Annotated in this window: 18 protein-coding genes; 17 read left to right on the top strand and 1 reads right to left on the bottom strand. The window is 45.0% G+C overall.

Annotated elements, in window-relative coordinates:
- Nucleotides 1-10: 10 nt before the first annotated feature.
- Nucleotides 11-880: a YitT family protein gene (locus tag P8596_RS14375; RefSeq protein WP_034758399.1), complete on the bottom strand. Its 870-nt coding sequence runs from the start codon at nt 878-880 to the stop codon at nt 11-13.
- A 100-nt stretch (nt 881-980) separates the two neighbouring features.
- On the opposite strand from P8596_RS14375, the gene P8596_RS14370 reads away from it, so the two are divergent.
- From P8596_RS14370 to P8596_RS14290, 17 genes are all read left to right on the top strand, one after another.
- Nucleotides 981-1,394: a nucleotide pyrophosphohydrolase gene (locus tag P8596_RS14370; protein WP_034758402.1), complete on the top strand. Its 414-nt coding sequence runs from the start codon at nt 981-983 to the stop codon at nt 1,392-1,394.
- On the top strand, nt 1,381-2,151 hold the full coding sequence (dapB, locus tag P8596_RS14365; protein WP_034758405.1) for a 4-hydroxy-tetrahydrodipicolinate reductase: 771 nt from the start codon (nt 1,381-1,383) through the stop codon (nt 2,149-2,151). Before P8596_RS14370 ends, dapB begins: the two co-directional genes overlap by 14 nt.
- Nucleotides 2,152-2,163: 12 nt before the next feature.
- Nucleotides 2,164-2,571: a methylglyoxal synthase gene (gene mgsA, locus P8596_RS14360; protein ID WP_034758408.1), complete on the top strand. Its 408-nt coding sequence runs from the start codon at nt 2,164-2,166 to the stop codon at nt 2,569-2,571.
- A gap of 1 nt (nt 2,572) precedes the next feature.
- Nucleotides 2,573-3,274 carry a bacillithiol biosynthesis deacetylase BshB1 gene (gene bshB1 / locus P8596_RS14355; RefSeq protein ID WP_279724202.1) on the top strand — a complete coding sequence of 234 codons (702 nt, stop codon included), beginning with the start codon at nt 2,573-2,575 and terminating at the stop codon, nt 3,272-3,274.
- 4 nt (nt 3,275-3,278) lie between these two features.
- Nucleotides 3,279-4,403, top strand: coding sequence for an N-acetyl-alpha-D-glucosaminyl L-malate synthase BshA (gene bshA, locus P8596_RS14350; protein ID WP_224519635.1), 1,125 nt, complete (start codon nt 3,279-3,281; stop codon nt 4,401-4,403).
- 47 nt (nt 4,404-4,450) lie between these two features.
- Nucleotides 4,451-5,644 carry a CCA tRNA nucleotidyltransferase gene (locus P8596_RS14345; protein WP_279724201.1) on the top strand — a complete coding sequence of 398 codons (1,194 nt, stop codon included), beginning with the start codon at nt 4,451-4,453 and terminating at the stop codon, nt 5,642-5,644.
- A complete protein-coding gene (locus tag P8596_RS14340) occupies nt 5,629-6,612 on the top strand; it encodes a biotin--[acetyl-CoA-carboxylase] ligase (protein WP_229592395.1) in 984 nt (327 codons plus the stop codon). Before P8596_RS14345 ends, P8596_RS14340 begins: the two co-directional genes overlap by 16 nt.
- A gap of 275 nt (nt 6,613-6,887) precedes the next feature.
- On the top strand, nt 6,888-7,727 hold the full coding sequence (panB, locus tag P8596_RS14335) for a 3-methyl-2-oxobutanoate hydroxymethyltransferase (RefSeq protein ID WP_279724200.1): 840 nt from the start codon (nt 6,888-6,890) through the stop codon (nt 7,725-7,727).
- Nucleotides 7,724-8,593: a pantoate--beta-alanine ligase gene (gene panC, locus P8596_RS14330; protein WP_279724199.1), complete on the top strand. Its 870-nt coding sequence runs from the start codon at nt 7,724-7,726 to the stop codon at nt 8,591-8,593. Before panB ends, panC begins: the two co-directional genes overlap by 4 nt.
- Complete coding sequence (gene panD / locus P8596_RS14325; RefSeq protein WP_224519640.1) at nt 8,586-8,969, top strand: aspartate 1-decarboxylase; 384 nt, start codon at nt 8,586-8,588, stop codon at nt 8,967-8,969. Before panC ends, panD begins: the two co-directional genes overlap by 8 nt.
- A 108-nt stretch (nt 8,970-9,077) precedes the next feature.
- A complete protein-coding gene (gene dinG, locus P8596_RS14320; protein ID WP_279724198.1) occupies nt 9,078-11,867 on the top strand; it encodes an ATP-dependent DNA helicase DinG in 2,790 nt (929 codons plus the stop codon).
- Between the two features lie 77 nt (nt 11,868-11,944).
- Nucleotides 11,945-12,781: a hypothetical protein gene (locus P8596_RS14315; protein WP_279724197.1), complete on the top strand. Its 837-nt coding sequence runs from the start codon at nt 11,945-11,947 to the stop codon at nt 12,779-12,781.
- A gap of 133 nt (nt 12,782-12,914) precedes the next feature.
- On the top strand, nt 12,915-13,085 hold the full coding sequence (locus P8596_RS14310; protein ID WP_079533122.1) for a YpmA family protein: 171 nt from the start codon (nt 12,915-12,917) through the stop codon (nt 13,083-13,085).
- Between the two features lie 12 nt (nt 13,086-13,097).
- On the top strand, nt 13,098-13,574 hold the full coding sequence (locus P8596_RS14305; protein ID WP_229592407.1) for a cell wall elongation regulator TseB-like domain-containing protein: 477 nt from the start codon (nt 13,098-13,100) through the stop codon (nt 13,572-13,574).
- A gap of 18 nt (nt 13,575-13,592) precedes the next feature.
- On the top strand, nt 13,593-14,783 hold the full coding sequence (locus P8596_RS14300) for a pyridoxal phosphate-dependent aminotransferase (protein WP_224519644.1): 1,191 nt from the start codon (nt 13,593-13,595) through the stop codon (nt 14,781-14,783).
- Between the two features lie 142 nt (nt 14,784-14,925).
- On the top strand, nt 14,926-16,218 hold the full coding sequence (asnS, locus tag P8596_RS14295; RefSeq protein WP_224519645.1) for an asparagine--tRNA ligase: 1,293 nt from the start codon (nt 14,926-14,928) through the stop codon (nt 16,216-16,218).
- A gap of 494 nt (nt 16,219-16,712) precedes the next feature.
- Complete coding sequence (locus tag P8596_RS14290) at nt 16,713-17,423, top strand: DnaD domain-containing protein (RefSeq protein ID WP_224519646.1); 711 nt, start codon at nt 16,713-16,715, stop codon at nt 17,421-17,423.
- Nucleotides 17,424-17,447 lie beyond the last annotated feature (24 nt).

Here is a 17,447-nt window from a genome sequence, read left to right as displayed (position 1 = left end):
TTGTTTACCTCTAGTCCAGTATAGGGTTTTTATCTGCATCAAGTGTAAATCCTTCGCCGAGAACGTCATGGACCACAGTGACGGATACAAAGGCGTGGGGATCAACGCTTGTGATGATGTTTTTCAGTCTTACGATTTCATTTTTCCCTACCACACAGTAAAGAACTTCCCGCTCTTGTTTCGTAAATGAGCCGTGGCCGCGTAAGACGGTCACTCCCCGGTCCATTTTCTCATTGATGACATTGGCGATTTCTTCATGGCTTTCTGAAATGATCATGGCGCCCCTGGCAGAATAAGCCCCTTCCTGCATAAAATCGATGACCCTTGCAGCAACAAATACAGCGACCAGGGTGTACATCGCTTCCCGATATTCCAAATACGTAATGAGAGAGATGCCGATGACGACGGCATCAAACATGAACATCGTCTTTCCCATGCTCCAGCCTATGTACTTATGGGCAAGCCGGGCGATGATATCCACCCCGCCTGTCGTACCTCCGTATCTGAAAATGATCCCCAGTCCGATTCCAATGAAAACACCTGCAAATAAGGCCGCGAGAAAAAGATCCCCTTCAAGGTTGATGGTCATTTGATACCGTTGGAAAATCCATAGGAATACGGATAGAGCTACAGTCCCTATCACAGTATAATAGAAAGCTTTCTTCCCTAGGAGCTTCCATCCCAGAAAGAATAGGGGTATATTTAAGGCTAGGTTGGAGTACGATGGATCAATATCAAATAAGAAGTAAAGGATGAGTGTTATTCCCGTGAATCCACCTTCAGCCAGTTTATTTTGGATATTAAAATGTACAAGTCCAAATGCAAATATAGCCGATCCTAATAAGATGAACAAAATATTCTTAATACGTAATCCCAACATCTGTGTTTCCCTCCTTTTATAGTATTATCCCGTTGACAGAGACATTATATAAGAAGAAAAACAAACTGGCAACGAAGACTTGCGAAATCAAACGTAATATTTGTCAAACGGGGAGGATTTAGCTAACATGATAGGAGATAATGAAGGAGTGAGGCTTCTCATGGATAATAATAAAACGATGAATCAATTGCAAAAAGAAGTGGACCAATACATAAGTCAATTCAAAGAGGGTTATTTCAGTCCATTGGCGATGGTAGCGCGTCTGACCGAGGAACTTGGTGAGTTAGCGAGAGAAGTGAATCATTACCATGGCGAAAAACCAAAGAAACATACAGAAGAAGAAAACACGATTGAGGAAGAGCTGGGGGATTTATTGTTTGTCGTCATCTGTTTGGCCAACTCCCTGGATATAAGCCTTGAAGAAGCCCATAATAGAGTGATGCATAAGTTTAATACAAGAGATAAAGATCGTTGGACCAGAATCGAAAGTGGGGATGAAGATGGAGCAAATTAACATCACGATTGCAGGACCAAGAGGAAGAATGGGTAAGGAAGCGGTTCAATTGGTGAAGGACACCGAGCATTTTACTCTTATTAGCGTAATCGATCATAAAAAGGAAACGAATCTGGATGTACCGGTGTATACAGATATAGAGGCATGCTTTCAAGTGGAAGCGCCACATGTGTTAATTGACTTGACGACGCCTGAAGTCGGGTATCATCATACGAAAACGGCCCTGGAATATGGAGTCAGACCGGTTGTCGGGACAACGGGTTTTTCTCCGGATGAACTGGAAGAATTGAGGGGATTGGCAGAGTCCAAGTCACTTGGATGTATCATTGCTCCCAATTTCGCGATCGGAGCCGTACTTATGATGAAGTTCTCTCAAATGGCTGCAAAATATTTCGATGATGTTGAAATCATTGAATTGCATCATGATCGAAAATTGGATGCACCATCGGGTACGGCCGTGAAAACAGCGGAAATGATAAGGGAAGTAAGGCAATCGAAGGAGCAGGGGCACCCTGATGAAAAGGAAACACATAGTGGTGCCAGGGGAGCGAATGTAGATGGGATGCATATTCACAGTGTCCGTCTTCCGGGTCTCATCGCACATCAGCAGGTGATGTTGGGAGCAGAGGGACAAACATTGACGATACGCCATGATTCTTTTAACAGAGGAAGTTTCATGTCTGGCGTGAAGGTTTCTGTGGACACGGTCATGAAACTGGACACATTAGTGTATGGACTTGAAAATATTTTAGACTAAAGGGTGAGTGTTATGAATATTGCGCTGATTGCTCATGATAAGAAAAAAGACGATCTTATTCGTTTTGTGCTCGCATACAAGACAATCATAGAGAAACACACTCTCTTTGCCACTGGGACAACGGGAAAAAGAATCGGGGAAGAAACGGGTTTATCCGTCCATCGATTCCGTTCAGGCCCATTGGGGGGAGACCAGGAAATAGGATCATACATTGCCAATAATAAAATGGACCTTATCCTCTTCTTCCGGGATCCCTTAACGGCACAGCCCCATGAACCTGATGTATCGGCTCTGATCAGGCTCTGTGACGTGTACTCAGTACCCCTTGCGACCAATATGGGGACCGCTGAAGTGCTGGTAAGGGGTCTTGACAGAGGGGATATTGCGTGGCGAAGTATAGTGAAGGAAAAGGAGGAGTAAAGTGGACCGACAAATAGACATCCTTGCGTTCGGAGCACATGCCGACGATGTGGAGATCGGTATGGGGGGAACATTGGCGAAATATGCAGCTGAGGGTAAGAAGATTGTCATCTGCGATATAACAGAGGCAGAGCTGTCCTCGAATGGGACGGTTTCTTTGCGAAAAGAGGAAGCGCTGCGGGCAGCGGACATATTAGGTGCATATAAGAGAGTGACCCTCGATATACCCGATCGGGGAATATACATAACGGACGAAAACATCGGGAAAGTCGTCAACTTGATTAGAACATATAAACCGAAAGCGATATTTGCTCCCTTTGACCAAGATCGCCACCCAGATCATGGAAATGCTTCCCGACTGGTGAAAGAGGCTTTTTTTTCTGCTGGAATCCGGAAATATCATCCCGAAACCCCGGCGCATAAAACCGCTCATCTCTATTTCTATATGATCAACGGGTTTCATAAGCCTCAATTTGTAGTGGATATCGAGCCGTATATGAAAGCGAAGATTGCGAGCCTTCAAGCATATGGAAGCCAATTCTCCAAAGGGTCCGACGGGGTCTCGACTCCTTTGACAGATGGTTACATCGAAGCGGTAGAAGCAAGGGAGAGAATGATGGGGAAGGATGCCGGACTCCTTTATGCAGAAGGATTCTTTTCCTATCACACCCTTATCTTGCATCATGATTTGTTAGGAGATTAATTGTATGAAGAAGTTGAAGATAGGAATCACCTGCTATCCGACGGTCGGAGGATCAGGGGTAGTGGCAACGGAGCTCGGTAAGTTACTGGCTGAGAAAGGCCATGAAATCCATTTTATTACCTCTAGCATCCCGTTCAGGTTGAACAAAATGTATCACAATATTTATTTTCATCAAGTGGAAGTGAGTCAATATTCAGTGTTTCAATATCCTCCTTATGATATTGCGCTGGCAAATAAGATGGCGGAGATCACGGAACGGGAAAACCTGGATATCCTGCATGTTCATTATGCCATCCCCCACGCTGTCTGTGCTATCTTGGGGAAACAAATGTCCGGGAAGGACGTGAAGATCGTCACCACATTACACGGAACGGATATTACGGTTCTTGGGTACGATCCATCTCTGACAGGGGCCATTCGTTTTGGCATTGAAAAGTCGGATGTCGTGACGGCGGTGTCTACCGCTCTAGTCAAACAGACCCATGATTTAATCCAGCCTGATAAAGAGATCAAGACGGTTTATAACTTCATTGATGAGAGGGTTTACAGGAAAGTGGATTCCCGTCATCTGAGAAGCGAATATGGAATCAAGGAGGATGAAAAGGTCATCATCCACGTATCAAACTTCCGTGGTGTGAAAAGGGTGAACGATGTAGTCGATTCCTTCAACCTCATCCAGAAGGAGATCCCATCCAAGCTCCTCCTTGTAGGGGACGGACCTGAAATGACCCTCATATGCAAGCAGGTAACGGAGCTTGGATTAGAGGATAGGGTCTTATTCCTTGGAAAACAGGATAATCTGGAAGAACTTTATTCGATCAGTGATATCAAACTATTACTTTCAGAAAAAGAGAGCTTCGGCTTAGTCGCACTCGAGGCGATGGCTTGTGGCGTTCCGAGCATCGGTACGAATGTAGGGGGCATCCCTGAAGTGATCGAGGATGGATACAACGGTTTTATTTGTGAAATCGGAAACGTCAGGCAAATTGCCGGCAGGGCGCTGCAATTACTGAAGGACGATGGGCTCCACGGTGAATTATCGAAGAATGCCCTTCATACGGCACGGTCGACCTTTCACTCGAGCAAAATAGTCGAACAGTATGAACAAATCTATAAGAATCTTTTGTGAACAGTCAGGGATACGTGAAGACGATTCAAGTAAAGCAGGTGTTAAGAATGTTACCAACCATATTCCAACAGGCTGTTCCCGTGTTGAAAAGGCTTGAGAAGGCAGGGTTCGAAGCCTATTTCGTTGGAGGATCTGTCCGGGATTACCTTCTTGGCAGGACGATCAATGACGTAGACATCGCCACTTCTGCCTATCCGGAAGAGGTTAAAATGGTTTTCCGTAAAACGATTGATATCGGTATTGAGCATGGAACGGTCCTCGTATTGGAAGAGGGCAGGGAATATGAAATCACCACGTTCAGGACCGAGTCTTCCTATACGGATTATAGAAGGCCCGATAAGGTAGAATTCATCCGTTCACTCGACGGGGACCTGAAACGCCGGGATTTCACCATGAACAGCATGGCCATGGACGGGGATGGCACGATCATCGACCCTTATCATGGCAGAGAAGATATACAGAATAGGTTGATACGGACCGTGGGCTCACCGGAGAAGAGGTTTACAGAGGATGCCTTGCGGATGGTGAGGGCAGTCCGGTTTGTCAGTCAGCTCGGCTTCAATCTCGAATCATCCACTTTAACCAGCTTAAGGGAGCACTCGAAACTGCTCGAGCATATAGCAGTTGAACGAAAAACGATGGAATTCGAGAAAATTCTGGCTGGCCGATGGAAGCAAGAAGGGCTGAATCTCCTTGTGGATTCCGATTTGTATAAGGAGCTTCCCTTTCTAAGTGGATATGGCACACAGCTCAAAGCGTTCGCAGACCTCCCCGATTTGGATTCATTAAATAAAGATCAAGCATGGCTGGTCTTATTGACTTATATAGAAGAGGAAGATGTGCAGACCTTTCTGAAAGGGTGGAGACTTCCTACCAAAATGATCAGGCTCCGTTCCAAAGAGCTAGATATTCTAAAGGAACGTCAATCCGGATGGACAAAGACATTATTATATCGTGCCGGGCTCGGTGCAGCCCTCAATGTTGAAAAGGTATACGGATGCCTGGAACCGTCATCAGACTTTTCGGTGGAGAGAGTGATGGAGCAATATCACAAGCTCGCAATCTCGTCCAGGCAAGAACTCGATGTAACAGGTACAGACTTAATGGCTTGGGCCGATCAAAAGGGTGGTCCGTGGGTGAAAGAACGATTATTGGAAATTGAATCAGCTATCATCAATGAGACGATACAAAATGACAAAGAAGAGATAAGGAGGTGGCTGGAATCATGCAATCGACTATAAGAAAAAAAGTCCTTCAGGCATTATTCGAATCGGACCGGGAATTTTTATCGGGACAAGCACTTGCTGATATTGTGGGTTGTTCACGGACTGCGATCTGGAAGCATATCGAAGAGCTTCGTAAAGAAGGGTTTGTATTAGAAGCTGTGAGGAAAAAGGGATACCGGATCATCGAGACGCCTGATAGTGTCACAGAAAGTAAAATACGTTTAGGCTTACAAACCCGGACGTTAGGAACCGTGATCCATTATGAAGAGTCTGTTCAGAGCACCCAGCGGATCGCTCACACCCTTGCAAGTGATGGAGCGGAAGAAGGGACATTGGTCATCGCAGACGAACAGACCGCCGGACGGGGCAGATTGATGAGGGAATGGCACTCCTCGAAAGGTACTGGGATTTGGATGAGCTTAATCTTAAAGCCGCACCTTCCGCCTCAAAAGGCCCCCCAATTCACACTCATTGCTGCCGTGGCCGTGGTCCAGGCAATCGAGGAAGTTACCGGTCTCCATCCCCAGATCAAATGGCCAAACGACATACTCATCGATGGGAAAAAGGTGACGGGCATCCTGACGGAACTTCAGGCTGAATCGGATAAAATCAATTCCATCATTATAGGGATCGGGATGAATGTCAACCAGACGAAAGACCATTTCCCCGATGAGATTCAAAAAATTGCAACCTCGCTTTCCATTGAGGAAGGACGTACTTTATCAAGGTCTGTCATTGTTCAGAGGTTGCTGGAACGGATAGAGGCGTTGTATTCCCTTTATATGAAAGAAGGATTCACACCAATCAAGCTTTTATGGGAAAGCTATGCCATCAGTATCGGGAAGAAGATCCGGGCAAGAACCATTAATGGTACCATTGAAGGAAGAGCACTCGGGATCACGGACGAAGGTGTGCTGAAAATCGAAGACTCAAGTGGGACGATCCACCAGATCTACTCCGCCGATATTGAAGTGAATGTTTGAACTTGCAGCGGGATGGAAATCTGTGTAGCCATCCCGTTTTTTTATGGTATAATCCTATTGGGCAGTATCCTCGGAACTGCACCTTTAATGAACGTACATTTACTATTCAATACTATTTCTGCCTTGATCCATTGTGGACTGGGACAGAGGGTCGAAACAATGATATCAACCACTTATGATCCTTCTGTCATTTTTTACAGGAGGTTTTTTTATATTCATCATGAAAGTGCTTTCATTTCGTTTCGTCACCTCTGACTGAAAAGAAGGAGGATCACATGAAACAAACAACCGATTTTCTTAAGATGAAGAATGAAAAAGAAAAGATTGCCATGGTTACAGCGTATGATTATCCAAGTGCGAAAGTAGCCGAGGAAGCGGGAATCGATGTCATTCTGGTGGGAGACAGCCTTGGGATGGTCGTTTTAGGATATGACTCTACGGTACCTGTAACGGTATTCGATATGATTCATCATACGAAAGCCGTAAAAAGAGGGGCATCGAATACGTTTATCGTGACGGATATGCCTTTTATGTCATACCACCTATCGAGGGAAGAAACCCTTAAAACAGCTGCGGACATCCTTCAACAGGGAGGAGCCCATGCCGTCAAGGTCGAAGGAGGCGCTCACGTCATCGATCGAATAAGGGACCTTACCAGTGCGGGAATTCCCGTGGTGGCCCATTTAGGGTTGACTCCTCAATCTGTTGGGGTCCTTGGAGGTTATAAAGTTCAGGGGAAGACGGCAGACACAGCGAAGAAGTTGATCGAAGATAGTATGAAATGTGAAGAAGCCGGTGCCTTTGCACTGGTCCTGGAATGCGTACCGAAACAAATCGCAAGGGAGATATCAGAAGCCTTGACGATCCCGACGATCGGCATCGGGGCCGGGGTTGATACTGACGGTCAGGTATTGGTATTCCATGACCTTGTGACGTATGGTGTGAACCGCGTCCCTAAGTTTGTCAAGCAATTCGGGAATGCATCTGACGTCATGCATGACAGCCTTGAGAGCTATATTCATGAAGTAAAGGACAGTAGCTTTCCGACAGGTGAGCATTCCTTCACTATGCGGGATGAAGAACTTCATTCTCTCTATGGCGGGTTGAAAAAATGAAGGTCATAACCAAAATAAACGACTTGAGAGTAACGATAGATCATATGAAAAATACGGGGGAAACGATAGGGTTTGTCCCTACAATGGGATTCCTTCATGAGGGGCATCTGACCTTGGCGAAGGAAGCAAGGGCTAACAATGAAGTCGTTGTGATGAGTATTTTTGTGAACCCCCTGCAATTCGGGCCGAATGAAGATTTTGACCGCTATCCCCGGGATGTGGAGAGGGATACGGAGTTAGCAAGGATGTCAGGGGTGGATATTCTTTTCATTCCTGATGTGGCTGACATGTACCGGGGGAAGCAGTCAATCACGATGAACGTGAACGAGCGTGTGGATGTACTGTGCGGCCGGAAGCGGGAAGGTCATTTTGACGGGGTTGTGACCGTCCTGACGAAATTGTTTCATCTTGTGCAGCCTACGAGGGCCTACTTCGGGCAGAAGGATGCGCAACAAGTTGCTGTGGTGGAAGGCTTGGTGAGCGATTATTTCTTTCCGCTTGAAATCATCCGGGTCCCTACAGTCAGGGAAAAGGATGGACTGGCCAAGAGTTCAAGAAATGTCTATCTGTCACAAGAGGAAAGACAAGTTGCCCCTTTCCTTTATGCAAGTTTGAAAGAAGCTCATAAAAGGATTGAAGACGGAGAGAGGATCCCTTCAGTCCTTACGGGGATGATTTCTAAAATCATACAAGAAAACACTTCTGGTACCATCGATTATGTAGAAGTGTATTCATACCCGGAGCTCGAGGAACTGAAGCGGCTGGAAGGCGACATCATCATAGCTGTAGCCGTTCAATTTCAACAGGCCAGGTTAATAGATAATATAATCATCAGTGTACAACCGGAGGAGGATTCAGATGTTTAGAACGATGATGAGTGGAAAAATTCATAGAGCGACTGTAACCGAGGCAAACCTTGAGTATGTCGGGAGCATTACCATCGATCAGGATATTCTCGATGCAGTCGGAATGATGGCAAATGAAAAGGTTCAGATCGTCAACAACAATAACGGGGCCCGCCTGGAGACCTATATCATACCGGGGGAAAGAGGAAGCGGCGTCATCTGTCTGAACGGTGCGGCTGCAAGGCTCGTGCAAAAAGGGGATATCGTCATCATCATTTCGTATAAACTGGTTGCTGAGGAAATGGTTCATGACCATATTCCTAAAGTGGCGATCATGGGAGAAAATAACCGGGTGATCGATATGATCGGAACAGAACCCGAAGCGACAATACTATAAAAGATGGGCAAGTCTTCTAATGTGGGAATAGAAGACTTGCTTTTTTGTTTATGGTACACTTATTTAGAAAATCATAAGAGTAGGATCTATATAAAGGCAGTGAATAACATGTACCCATTTAAACTGGTTGTCATCGACTTGGAAACAACAGGAAATTCCCCTAAAAAGGGTGAAAAAATCATTCAACTATCAGCGGTTATTATAGAAGGTGGGAAAATCATCGATCAATTTACGTCCTTCGTATCTCCGGGAAAACCCATTCCTGCATTTATAGAGGAGTTAACCGGGATCAATGATGACATGGTGAAGGACGCGCCGTTCTTTCACGAAATTGCACCGAAAATCCTGGAATTATTGGATCATGGTATCTTTGTCGCCCACAACGTCCAATTTGATCTTTCTTTCCTTCAGGCAGAGCTGGAAGAAGCAGGGTATAACCCATTTAAGGGACCTGCCTTTGATACAGTGGAGCTCGCAAAGGTGGCTCTGCCATCGGCGGACAGCTTTAAACTGACGGAGCTATCCAATTCATTGAATTTGAGCCATGTCAGGCCGCATCAGGCGGACAGCGATGCTTATGTGACAGCTGAAATCCTTCTTTATTTTATCGAAGAACTTTCAAAGCTTCCCCTGGTCACCCTTGAAAAACTTCATAAACTCTCAAATCACTTAAAGAGTGATATTGACTTGTTGTTTGACAGCATCGTGACAAATAAACAAAAGCATGTAGAGGATCTCTCAGAAGACCTGGAGGTATACCGGGGCCTTGCCCTTCGGAAGAAGAATCTCCCGGTGACAAGCGATGCAGAGGTCGATTTTGACCTATCCGATATAGAAGGACACCTGGCGCAGCATGTTCCTTTCTATGAAAAAAGAGAGCAGCAAATGGTCATGATGAAAGAAATAGGGCATGCCTTTGATGAAGCACAGCATGTGGTCATCGAAGCGGGTACCGGTGTTGGAAAGTCACTGGGTTACTTATGGCCAGCCGTTCTGTTTGCCAAACGCACACACGAAAGAGTGGTCATCAGTACATATACCATTCAATTGCAAGAGCAACTGCTTCATAAAGAAATTAAATTACTGGAGAAAATGAGTCCAACCCCTTTTAGGACCGTTCTTTTGAAGGGGAAGAATCATTACATAAATCTGTTTAAATTCGAGCAGTCCCTCAGGGAAGAAGAATCCCAGTACGATGTGGTCCTGACAAAGATGCAGATTCTTGTATGGCTGACACGGACCGAGACCGGGGATATGGATGAATTGAACCTCACTTCCGGGGGGCAGTTGTTTTGGAATCGATTAAAACACGACGGCTGGCACCTCGCCCATACAAAAGATCCCTGGATCGGGAAGGATTTCTATCTTGCCGCAAGAAAGAATGCCCAGGAAGCAGATATCATCATCACCAACCATTCAATGCTATTAACCGATATGGTGAGGGAGAGCAGCATGCTCCCTCCCTATGATTATTTAGTGATCGATGAGGCCCATCATTTGGAAAAATCAGCGCGGCAGCATCTAGGAGTAATCATGGATTATCTCTCCATTAAGTTCAGCACTTCACAGCTGGGGACGTTGGATCATAAACAACTGTTCTACCGGTTGGATCAGCTTCTTTCCAGTCACTCTGTCGATTTGAAGACCCATACCTTTGTATTGGATAAAATCATCGGGCAGTTCTATCTGGATCTGGAAGAAGCGTTTTCTGTCTTGACAAGTATATTCTACAAAAAGGCTAAAAAGAGAACCGGGATACAGAAGATCCAGCTGCGCATTACCGATGAAATGAAAAACAGCCGTTATTGGCAACCTGTCCTCATGTCGATGGAACGTGTGATTTCAGGAATGAAGCATATGGAAAGGGAGTTTCAGCAGGTGCTGGATACCATCAAGGAGAAGAAAGTCAAACTCCTTGATAAAGAAAAGGCACTAATTGAAGAATTCTATAGCTTTTTGGTGGATTTGAAGGAATTGAGAACGAACTTTCAAACCGTGTTTCTAAAAGATATGAACAATCATGTTCTCTGGCTTGATGGAGATACACGGTCGCTGCCGAACAGCCTGACCATCCAGGCTCAGCCGATCATGGTCGACGGGAATCTTCAGAGTGAGATTTTCGCCAAGAAGAAAAGCGTGGTGTTGACATCTGCCACGTTGACCGTCAGCGGATCATTTCAATACTTCCTGAATGAAATCGGACTTGCAGACAATGTGAAAAAAGTGCAGCTGACTTCCCCCTTCGACTATCATGAGGTCTCAAGGCTTTTCGTCCCAACGGATGTACCTGAAATTCAACAGGTTCAAAGCGAGGAATATATTGAGGCCATCAGTTCCCATTTAATAGGGGTCGCCCAGGCGACAAAGGGACGGATGCTCATATTATTCACGTCCTACGATATGCTGAGGAAAACATACGAGCTCATGAAGGAAAGTGGCTTATTGGAAGAATATGTGTTGATGGCACAGGGGATCACATCAGGCAGCCGGACCCGGTTGACCAAGAACTTCCAACGGTTCGACAAGGCGATTTTATTTGGGACGAGCAGTTTCTGGGAAGGGGTGGACATTCCAGGAGAGGACCTGTCCTGCCTTGCCATGGTGAGACTGCCGTTTTCCCCACCGGATGAGCCGGTCAATCAGGCGAAATCTGATATCCTGAAAGCCCAGGGGAAGAACCCGTTTTCTTTACACTCTTTACCTGAAGCCATCATCCGCTTCAAACAAGGGGTAGGAAGGCTGATCAGAAGAAGCAGTGATCGGGGGATCGTGATTGTGTATGACCGTAGAATCAAGACAACAAGGTACGGTAAAGCATTCCTGCAGTCGATCCCTTCAATGGAAGCCAAAGAAGGCGATCTATTTGATCTTGTTTCCTGGATCGAGGATTGGCTCTGAAATCCGTTTGAACTTCAGTGATAAAATCTCTCCTTTGACACAATCTAAAGGGGAGATGTGAAACTGGAGGATTGTAAATGAGAGTGATTTTACTGGCCGTGCTGTCTTTTCTCCTGATGACGTCAAATGCTTATGGAATGAAAGTACCCAAGGTGAATTTACATATCTCCCAAGAAGAGTATGCGCTTAGTTTCCTCCCTGTCGAAAAAGGGGAAGTCGCTGTCCTTCACCTGGCATCTGGCAATCATTATTTGATCAATACAGGATCATTTAAGGACCGCAGGCAACTTTATTATTATTTCAATCAAATTCATATAGGCACCATCAAGGGTTTGATCATTACGGAGAAGAATGAAGTCGACGTGAGAATGATCGTTGAACTGGTGAAAAAGTTCGGCATTGAAGAAATCATCGTAGGGAAATCCCTTGAAACACTTATGCCGAAAAGAGTCTCCCGATACCTTCATACGATACAAGAGGACCAGACCTGTACATTTTCAGATGAATTAACCATGAGGGCTCTACACGAAGGAAACGAAAAGAGAGAAGGGTTGGACTTTTCCTTCACTTTTTTTCAGCATCGCTTTCTCTGGCTGAGTTCCCAATCATCACATGCTGAAGGGGTGCTGCTCAGTAAACCCTTGAAAAACGTTAACATCGTGAAACTGCCGGTCCATGCCAAATCAGAAGGTATGTCTCACAGGCTTCTTAAGCATGTTGACCCACAAACCGCCATTCTCTACCGTTCTAAAGAAAGGCTGCTGAATGGTGAAATGCTTGAAGCTATCAACGAAGCGTGGATCGACCTTTACTTAACGGGTCAACACGGGCTGATAGCAGTAAAATTTAACAGAAGAAACTACGAGGTGCTCACGTTTGATCAGGAAGATGGAGTATTCAAGGAGGGAGGCTGACAGCTCAGCCTTCCGTGTATGAATTCATCACTGTTTTTATGATATTCCCCTACCAAGGTGGCCCCTTATGTTGTTATAATGTGTGTAGAGTTTTTTTACTCGAATGAGGGTAATAGTTAAAAGGAGGACCAACATGGAAAGCCGAATTGAAGTTCTTTCCACTGTTCGTATCGAGTATACGGATAACTTATATAAAGTGGTTGATACATTGAATAGAACGTTAAAAAAAGATGATTATATGTTTGGTTTAGCATTAGATCCGGAAGATCAGAATCAAGCAGTATTAACAATTTATCGTACATAAAGAGTGATTGTAATGAAAAAATGGATAACCATCATCGTACTATTGTTCCTCGTCATTGGAATCTCAGCCTCTGTACTTGTGTACCAGCTTTCCCGGAATCCTCTTGATCATCAGAGGGACCTGGCCTTGAAGCGGGTGGAAGATGAAACTGCCATCGTGAAAGTGGAGGACACGAGCTTTTATAATGGCTCGAAGTCCTATGTAGTGGTAACCGGCCAAAATGAAAAGAGGGAAAAGCTGGTTGCCTGGGTCCCGGGTAAGAAGGGGAAAATTATTGAGAAAAAATGGGCCAATGGCATTACAAAAGATCAGGCAATCAATAAACTAAATGATGAAAAGAAACCAAAAGAATTACTATCGGTCCGTTTAGGGTATGAATCCGTCGGTCCGGTATGGGAAATGACCTACTTAGATCAACAAGACAATTTAAATTATTATTATCTGCTGTTTTCTACCGGGGAATGGTGGAGAAAAATTGAAAATTTATGATCAGGGGGAACAGGACAAATGAAATTCACGTTAGCTGATAGAGTCAGTGCATTAACACCATCCACGACATTAGCAATCACGGCTAAAGCGAAGGAAATGAAGTCACAGGGTATCGATGTCATCGGTTTGGGTGCCGGAGAACCCGACTTCAATACACCGGAACATATCATCAAGGCGGCCTATGAGTCCATGACGGAAGGTCATACGAAATATACTCCGTCCGGTGGGATGGCCAAACTGAAAGAAGCGATCATCCATAAGTTTGAAACCGATCAGCACCTGATCTACAAACCATCCGAGCTCATAGTGACAAGCGGGGCAAAGCATGCCCTATATACATTATTTCAAGTTTTATTAAATGAAGGGGATGAAGTCATCATCCCTACACCATACTGGGTAAGCTATCCTGAACAAGTGAAGCTGGCCGGTGGGACTCCTGTCATTGTCGAAGGAAAAGAAGAGAATGAGTATAAAATCACCCCCAAACAGCTGGAAGAGTCAGTCACTTCGAAAACGAAGGCAGTCATACTCAACACACCAAGCAACCCTACAGGTATGCTGTATTCCCGTGAAGAGCTTGGGGCCATCGGCGAAGTGTGCTTGGAAAAGGGCATCATGATCGTGTCTGATGAAATATATGAGAAGCTGGTTTATGGTGGGAACACCCATACGTCCATCGCAGAATTGTCCCCGGAATTGAAAGAACAAACCATTGTGATCAATGGAGTCTCTAAATCACACTCCATGACGGGATGGAGAATCGGGTATGCGGCAGGAAACGAATCCGTCATCAAAGCGATGACCAATCTTGCCAGCCACTCAACTTCCAACCCCACTACGACCTCACAATACGGGACCGTTGCAGCTTACATGGGGGACCAGAAGCCTGTAGAGGATATGAGGGAGGCATTCGAAGAGCGCTTAAACATTGTGTTTGATAAATTGAACCGTATTCCAGGGTTCCATTGTTTGAAACCTCAAGGTGCTTTCTATCTATTCCCAAATGTGTTGGAAGCCGCAAAGAAAACAGGCTATCACACTGTTGATGAATTCACGAAGGCCCTCCTTGAAGAGGCGAAGGTGGCCGTCATCCCAGGTTCAGGATTCGGGTCGGAAAACAATATCCGCCTTTCATATGCCACAAGCCTCGATGCTCTTGAAGAAGCGATCGGGCGCATGCATAAATTTGTTGAGGATAAAAGCAGATAATGCAGGGAATCGCAGACCGTATACCGGTCTGCTTTTTCCTTAAACTCATCTCGTTTCGCTCTATCTATTGCGACGGGATAATGGTAAATGTATAATAAATAACGATACATAAGCGTCTTAGTTTTTTTGGAGGGAAAAAATCGTGAAAACTACTATATCTCAAGTAAGTAAGTTCGTTGGTGAAGAAGTAACCATCGGAGCATGGCTTGCCAACAAACGTTCAAGTGGAAAAATTGCCTTTCTTCAGCTTCGTGACGGTACTGGATTCATTCAAGGTGTTGTCGTCAAAAGTGAAGTGGAAGAAGAAATCTTTCAAAAAGCAAAATCATTGACTCAAGAAACGTCTCTATATGTAACAGGAACGGTTTCAGAAGATTCCCGTTCACCATTTGGATACGAGCTGCAGGTGAAGAGCGTGGAAGTGATCCACGAAGCCGTGGATTATCCCATCACACCGAAGGAGCATGGAACTGAATTCCTGATGGACCATCGTCACCTTTGGCTTCGTTCCCGCAAGCAGCATGCCGTGATGAAAGTGCGGAACGAAATCATCCGTGCTACATACGAATTCTTCAATCAAGAAGGATTCGTCAAGGTGGATCCACCGATCCTCACTGGAAGTGCACCGGAAGGAACGACTGAATTATTTGCCACTAAATATTTTGAAGAAGACGCATTCCTTTCCCAAAGTGGTCAGCTTTATATGGAAGCGGCTGCCATGGCATTAGGGAAAGTATTCTCATTCGGCCCTACATTCAGGGCGGAGAAGTCTAAAACACGTCGTCATCTGATCGAATTCTGGATGATCGAGCCAGAAATGGCTTTCTATGATTTCAAGGACAACCTTGAAGTTCAGGAGCAGTACGTTTCTTATATCGTTCAATCCGTACTGGATAATTGCAAGCTTGAATTGGACCGCCTTGGAAGAGACGTGTCTAAACTTGAGCAGATCAAAGCTCCGTTCCCGCGCATCACATATGATGATGCCCTGAAATTATTGCATGAAAAAGGCTTTGATGATATCGAGTGGGGAGATGACTTTGGTGCTCCGCACGAGACGGCCATCGCTGAAAGTTATGATAAGCCTGTGTTCATCACCCATTATCCGACTTCACTAAAACCATTCTATATGCAGCCGGATCCGGATCGTGATGATGTGGTACTATGTGCTGACCTGATTGCTCCTGAAGGGTATGGGGAAATTATCGGTGGTTCAGAACGTATCCACGATGCAGAGCTGATGAAAGCGCGTATCGAAGAGCATGAACTCGCTACAGACGCATACAAGTGGTATCTGGAATTAAGGGAATATGGATCAGTCCCTCACTCCGGCTTCGGACTTGGACTTGAACGAACAGTAGCCTGGATCAGCGGAGTAGAACACGTAAGGGAAACCATCCCATTCCCACGTCTGTTAAACCGTCTATATCCTTAATTACACTGACCCTAGAGCTGGCTGGATTGCTTAAGAGCATTCCAGCCGGTTCTTTTCTTTTATAACTGTCGTTAGGATCTTAATTTAGAGCCTAAGGGTTTTGGCTAATGTGAAAACCACTTCTCCTTTTGATTTCAAATTCTTATAACACCATGGTTTTCGAATTTAAAATTCTGTGCAAAGCGATCTCTTTTAGTTAGGTTTATAATTTGACAGTCAGTATGTAGAAGCACAGAGTGGATTGAAGCGGAAGGCACTTGACTCCTGCGGGAAAAAGAGGAAAGGTCGAGACCCCGCAGGGCAAAGCCCGAGGAGGCTCGACTTCCTCCCCGCGGAAAGCAAGTGGCTGGAGCGGAAAGGAACGGTCGATGTTTTACACTAAATTTGGAAATAAATGAATCATGAGATCTTTTGTTTTTCCAACTTTCTTCTAATCCATAACCATGTCCACATATATTGAATCATGATATACTAATGAGTGAGGTGTACTGAATATGGATTATAAACAATTAATGGTGTCCTGGATCGAAGAGGGGACACTGAACATCCCGCAATTATTATTATCAAACTACCATACACTGGGCTTAAATGAATCAGAATTTGTCCTGCTTTTGCATATTTACGGGCACTTGGAAAAGGGAAACTATTTTCCCACACCGGAAGAGCTTTCCAGTCCCATGAGCATTTCCAGTGAATTTTGTTCATCCCTATTACGAAAGCTCATTCAACAACGATTTTTATCGATTGAAGAAGGTTCATCAGCAGAAGGGATCCTATTTGAGAAGTATTCTCTCAATCCACTATGGGAAAAGATGGCGGAATTCGTCATCCAGGATTCGAAAATGAAACAAATGCAGCAATCGATGGAAGAAGAAGCGGATATCTATACGACATTCGAACAAGAATTCGGCCGCCCTCTTTCTCCATTAGAATGTGAGACCCTGGCCATGTGGCTGGATCAGGATGATCACAATGCCATTATCATTAAAGCGGCATTGAGGGAAGCGGTCATTTCAGGGAAGCTGAACTTCAGATACATCGATCGGATCCTTTTTGAATGGAAGAAAAATGGTGTGAAGACCATTGAAGATGCACGGAGCCAAAGTCAACGCTTCAGGTCTCACCAAAAACCGGCTGCTTCGAATGAACCAGCTTCTTCTCCAAAGCGAAAATCAGTACCATTCTATAATTGGCTTGAGCAATAAAACAATGAAAGGGGACTGACTCTC

Source organism: Rossellomorea sp. DA94, from assembly GCF_029834455.1.
GTDB classification, from domain to species: domain Bacteria; phylum Bacillota; class Bacilli; order Bacillales; family Bacillaceae_B; genus Rossellomorea; species Rossellomorea vietnamensis.
The sequence above is the reverse complement of the archived record's forward strand: the minus strand, read 5'-3'. Positions and strand labels throughout refer to the sequence as shown.